The following is a 5,127-nucleotide window of genomic DNA, read 5'->3' as shown; positions in this document are numbered from 1 at the left end:
TATAGATTTTTACGAACACGGAGATTTATTATCCCCAAAACAAGTTGCGGAAAATATTTATAATTTAGATACATCCGGAGAATTAAAAAGTGGTCGCATTTTAGATATTCGAAACACGTAATATTTTGAAAAATCGAATAGTCTTCTGCTTGCACTTACACCATGAATTTACAAATTACCAGCATCTATAACATAAATTATCGGTATAATTACAAGGTGCCCTTCCTGAACAAAAGCAATTTGGTAAATAGAATCAGTATCGAAAATTTTGAAAATAATTTTTTAATCTTAAAAACCACTTTTAAGTAATCTTTTAACTTTCATTTTTTTTGCAGGTTTCATTTTAATTAAACCAAATTGTAAAATATTTTATTTTAGCAATATCAGGAATTTGATCTATTGAAACTTCATCTCTACTAAAACTACTTATTCCTAAGTCCTTTTTATCAATTGAAATTGTAGCATTCAATTCATCAATAAAAAGTGTTGCTGAAGTTAACGTAGTCTCTACCTTATTCACTAAATAATTCTCATTAATATCTTTAAATGTAGATTGTAATGAAATTCCTTTGTCTGTTTTATAATTTCTATCAAATATTTGAATACTCTTAATTTTTGACAAAGAATCATTATGCACAACTGGTGATATTTCAAGAAGCTTTTCACCTTTTACAGAAAATATTTCATATTCGTCATCTCCTACAGAAAAAAGTTTTTCACCGTTGCTAGAATTGTTTGAAGGTAGATTTGACACAATTGAATCACTTTCAAAAATAGTATTCAATTCTAAAACCGTCGTCTCCTTTGATAAAAAACCTACCTTCCCTTTTTCTATTAAATACCTATTTTCTTTGGCACACTGAACAAATAATAAAGAAACTAAAAGTATGGATAAAATATTTTTTAAAACTGAAATTGACATTGATTATTTTTTTATATAATATAACTATAAACGGAATAAACTAACTATTATTTAATAATAATTAAAATTTAAATTACACGCTTTAATATTCCTAGAACACCTCTAATAAACGTTGCACTTGTTACAACTTTTAAAATAGGATTCATTCTGGTGCTTTTTCTCGTACTTGTTGATTTTGACGACTTTTTAATCTCTTTTTTCTTCTCCTCTACTTCTTCTTTCTCATTAATCTTTTCTATTTTTTCCGATAATATTTCATATGCGCTTTCTCGATCAATTATTTCATTGTATTTATAATACAAACGAGAATTATCAATTAATTGTTTTAATTCTTTTTCTGTTAAAATATCCATTCTACTCATTGGTGCACGCATCATTGTGGCCGCTAAAGGAGTTGGACGACCTTTCTCATTCAAAACAGAAATAAAAGCTTCCCCAATTCCTAATTGTGTTAATGTTTCATCAACATCATAATATTCTGAATCTGGGTAATTTTCAGAAGCTAACTTAATAGCTTTTCTATCTTTTGCAGTAAAAGCTCGCAGTGCATGTTGCACTTTAAGTCCTAGTTGAGCTAGCACATCTTCAGGAACATCTTTTGGATTTTGAGTGACAAAAAACAATCCAATTCCTTTAGATCGTATTAATTTTACAATGCTTTCTATTTGTGAAATAAGCGCCTTCGAAGCTTCTCTAAATATTAAATGTGCTTCGTCTATAAATATTACTAACTCTGGTTTTCCACTATCTCCTTGCTCAGGAAAAGTAGCGTAAACTTCAGCTAATAATTGTAACATAAATGTTGAAAACAATTTTGGCTTATCCTGAATATCTGTTAAACGTAAAACTGAAATAATTCCATTACCATTCTCATCTGTTCTTACTAAATCTTTAACATCAAACGAACGTTCACCAAAAAATAAATCACCACCTTGCTGATCAATTTCTATAATTTTTCTCAAAATCGCTCCTGTACTTGCTTTAGAAATTAAACCATACTCTTGTTGTATTTCTTCTTTTCCTTCATCAGTCGCATATTGTAATACTTTTCTAAAATCTTTTAAATCTAAAAGAGGTAATTTGTGATCATCACAATATTTAAAAATTATAGAAACAATTCCGCTTTGAGCTTCAGATAAATCTAATATTCTTGAAAGTAGTACTGGTCCAAACTCAGATACAGTTGCTCGCAATCTAACACCATTTTGATCTGAAATTGTTAAAACTTCTATAGGAAATTTTTTAGCTTCAAAAGGCAAACCAATTGCGGCATGTCTTTCGTCAATTTTTGGATGTCCAGGACTTGCTTCTGCCAAACCACTTAAATCACCTTTTATATCCATTAATAATACCGGAATCCCTTTCTCGGAAAGATTCTCAGCCATTACTTGTAGTGACTTCGTTTTTCCTGTTCCAGTTGCACCAGCTATTAATCCATGTCTATTCAATGTTTTTAATGGAACTTTTACAAATGCATCTTTTACCGTTACACCATCTAACATTGCTGATCCAAAAGTTAGAAAATCACCTTTTGTTTTATAACCCTCAGTAATATGATTAAAAAAAATCTCTTTTCTATTCATCCTTATATTTTTTATAAAAATAGAATATAAAAATCAAATTAAAAATTCCTACAGAAATTAAGTTGAATTTATTTATTATTAGTACTTATTTCTATATTTGCACAATGATAGATGATAACACACAATATCTTATAAATAAAGGAAAAATGCTTCCTTTAATGGAAGAATTTTATACCATTCAAGGTGAAGGGTTTCACTCAGGAAAGGCTGCATATTTCATTAGAATTGGTGGATGTGATGTTGGCTGTCATTGGTGTGATGTGAAAGAAAGCTGGAATTCAGAATTACACCCTCCAACTCTCACAAATTCTATTATTGAAAATGCTAAAGAATACGCTAATACTGTTGTTGTAACGGGCGGTGAACCATCCATGTGGGAATTAGATTACTTAACTAATTCTCTTCAAAAAAATAATATTAAAACTCATATTGAAACTTCCGGAGCTTATAATTTAACTGGTATTTGGAACTGGATTTGCTTATCTCCTAAAAAAACAAAACTACCTTTATCAAATATATATCCTAAAGCTCATGAACTAAAAATAATCGTTGTTACTAAAAATGATTTCATATTTGCTGAAGAACAAGCTTTAAAAGTATCGGATGAATGTGAATTATTTCTACAACCTGAATGGAGTAAACGAGAAATTATTACACCTTTAATAGTAGAATATGTAATGAAAAACCCTCAATGGAAAATTTCTTTACAAACTCATAAATACTTAAATATCCCTTAATTTGAATTCATACTATTTTGGGCTAAACAATAAACTTTATTAAATTGTTCGCCTAAGGTTAAGTTCGAATTATCTATAAAAATAGCATCTTTAGCTATTTTTAATGGTGAGTCCTCTCTAGTTGAATCAATATGATCTCGGTATTCAATATTTTTTAATATTTCATCAAAAGATACATTATCTCCTCGTTTTGTAAGTTCATCAAATCTGCGCTGAGCACGTTTCTCAGCAGATGCATTCATAAATATTTTCAGCTCTGCATTAGGGAAAACTACAGTTCCAATATCTCTACCGTCCATAACAACACGCTTATTAATACCAAACTGTTGTTGTTGTTGAACAAGCTTTCGTCTCACTTCTGAAACTTCAGCCACTTTACTTACTAGCTCTGAAACTTCAATATTTCTAATTTCTTTTTCTACATTAACATCATTCAAATATATTTCTGCAAAACCTAGTTCCGAATTATACCTGAACAATAAATTAATTTTAATTAAATCTTGAACTAATTTATCCTTATGAAAATAACTCTTTGAAATTAGGTTATTCTGCATTGCATACAAAGTAACTGCCCTATACATTGCACCTGAATCAACATAAATATATTCTAATTTACGTGCTAGTTCCTTGGCTATGGTACTTTTACCAGTGGAGGAAAATCCATCTATTGCTATTGTAATATCTTTCAAATTATTAATTTAAATCGATTTGTAAACTAAATGTATTTGCATTTGATGCTGGATGATATTTTGAAAAAGCATAATTAAACTTTAATTTATTCATTTTTAATCCAAAACCAGCAGTAAAACCTGCAAAGGTCCTTTTATCAATTAATCGCAATTCATAAGCTCTTCTAAAATTATAACCAAATCTCAAGTTAAATGCTCCTTCCGAAAACAATTCAGCACCAATAGAAACATGACGAAATGAATTTTCAAAAAATGAAATTTCTTCATCATATATATTCCCATCAATATCCGTAGAAGCATTAGAAGGATTATTGACAGAAATATTCCATTGCTGCAAATTATCTACCGTAAAATGCCAAATTATTGGTACATTCTCCAATGCATAGGAAGCCCCAAATTCTATTTGCAAAGGTAACTTTTCTCTTGTTTCATCAAAAACAGTAACCTGATAACCTAAATTACGAATTACTAGTGTAAAAACATATGGCTGCTCATCACTATAGTATAACAACGACCAATCTGAAGCAATTCCAACTGAAGAATAATTATCAATAACTGAATTTATAAGTTTAACATTTGCCCCAACAAACAAATCTGTTTTAAAAATATTATATGAGTAACCAAGAGAAACTGCTAAATCATATGCTTTAAATATACCTGTCTCCAAACCATTTTCATCAGCACCAACAAACTTTCCATAATTTAAATAAGTGATTCCTCCATGAAGTGTTCCAAACTTTTGACTTACCATGTGAGCAAAAGCCGCTGAAGTCAAATTAACATCTGCTAGATAATTTAAATAATTTACAGATATTCTATTATCCAACTCCTGACTAATTACAGAAGGATTCCATAACGGTTGATTGACATCATCCATCAAAGTCAACGTTTTACCTCCCAATGCTGCTTGTTTTGCAGATCCCGTTAAATTTAAGAAATTATAGACACTTTCACCTCCAACTTGTGAAAATGAATTCAAAGAAAGTAATGAAATAAGTAGAATAAATCTTTTCATATATAGGTAACAAAATAAACTTAAAAATAACTCAAAACCCAAAAAAAAGATTGTTTATTTTTAAAAATTAACACAACCAAAAAAAACCTTCAATAAATAAATATTGAAGGTTTTCAAAAGAAAGGCAGTGACATACTCTCCCACCTAGTGGCAGTACCATCTGCGCTGATAGGCTTAACTT

The 5,127-nt window shown here is 29.5% G+C and carries 5 protein-coding genes; 1 reads left to right on the top strand and 4 read right to left on the bottom strand.

Features of this window, described 5'->3' with window-relative positions; all coding sequences use genetic code 11:
• Window positions 1-343: 343 nt before the first annotated feature.
• On the bottom strand, window positions 344-922 hold the full coding sequence (locus HKP59_RS06680) for a hypothetical protein (RefSeq protein ID WP_291804780.1): 579 nt from the start codon (window positions 920-922) through the stop codon (window positions 344-346).
• A gap of 68 nt (window positions 923-990) precedes the next feature.
• A complete protein-coding gene (locus tag HKP59_RS06675; protein WP_291804777.1) occupies window positions 991-2,505 on the bottom strand; it encodes a helicase HerA-like domain-containing protein in 1,515 nt (504 codons plus the stop codon).
• Between the two features lie 107 nt (window positions 2,506-2,612).
• Here HKP59_RS06675 and HKP59_RS06670 point away from each other — a divergent pair, with 107 nt between their 5' ends.
• Window positions 2,613-3,242: a 7-carboxy-7-deazaguanine synthase QueE gene (locus HKP59_RS06670; protein ID WP_291804782.1), complete on the top strand. Its 630-nt coding sequence runs from the start codon at window positions 2,613-2,615 to the stop codon at window positions 3,240-3,242.
• Here the strand turns inward: HKP59_RS06670 and cmk are convergent.
• Together cmk and porQ are read right to left on the bottom strand one after the other, a co-directional pair.
• Window positions 3,239-3,931: a (d)CMP kinase gene (cmk, locus tag HKP59_RS06665; RefSeq protein ID WP_291804774.1), complete on the bottom strand. Its 693-nt coding sequence runs from the start codon at window positions 3,929-3,931 to the stop codon at window positions 3,239-3,241. The two genes, HKP59_RS06670 and cmk, sit on opposite strands and share 4 nt — an antisense overlap.
• 4 nt (window positions 3,932-3,935) lie before the next feature.
• A complete protein-coding gene (gene porQ, locus HKP59_RS06660) occupies window positions 3,936-4,946 on the bottom strand; it encodes a type IX secretion system protein PorQ (protein WP_291804772.1) in 1,011 nt (336 codons plus the stop codon).
• Between the last annotated feature and the right edge of the window lie 181 nt (window positions 4,947-5,127).

It is taken from the genome of Lutibacter sp. (assembly GCF_013041805.1).
Classification (GTDB): Bacteria; Bacteroidota; Bacteroidia; order Flavobacteriales; family Flavobacteriaceae; genus Lutibacter.
The sequence above is the reverse complement of the archived record's forward strand: the minus strand, read 5'-3'. Positions and strand labels throughout refer to the sequence as shown.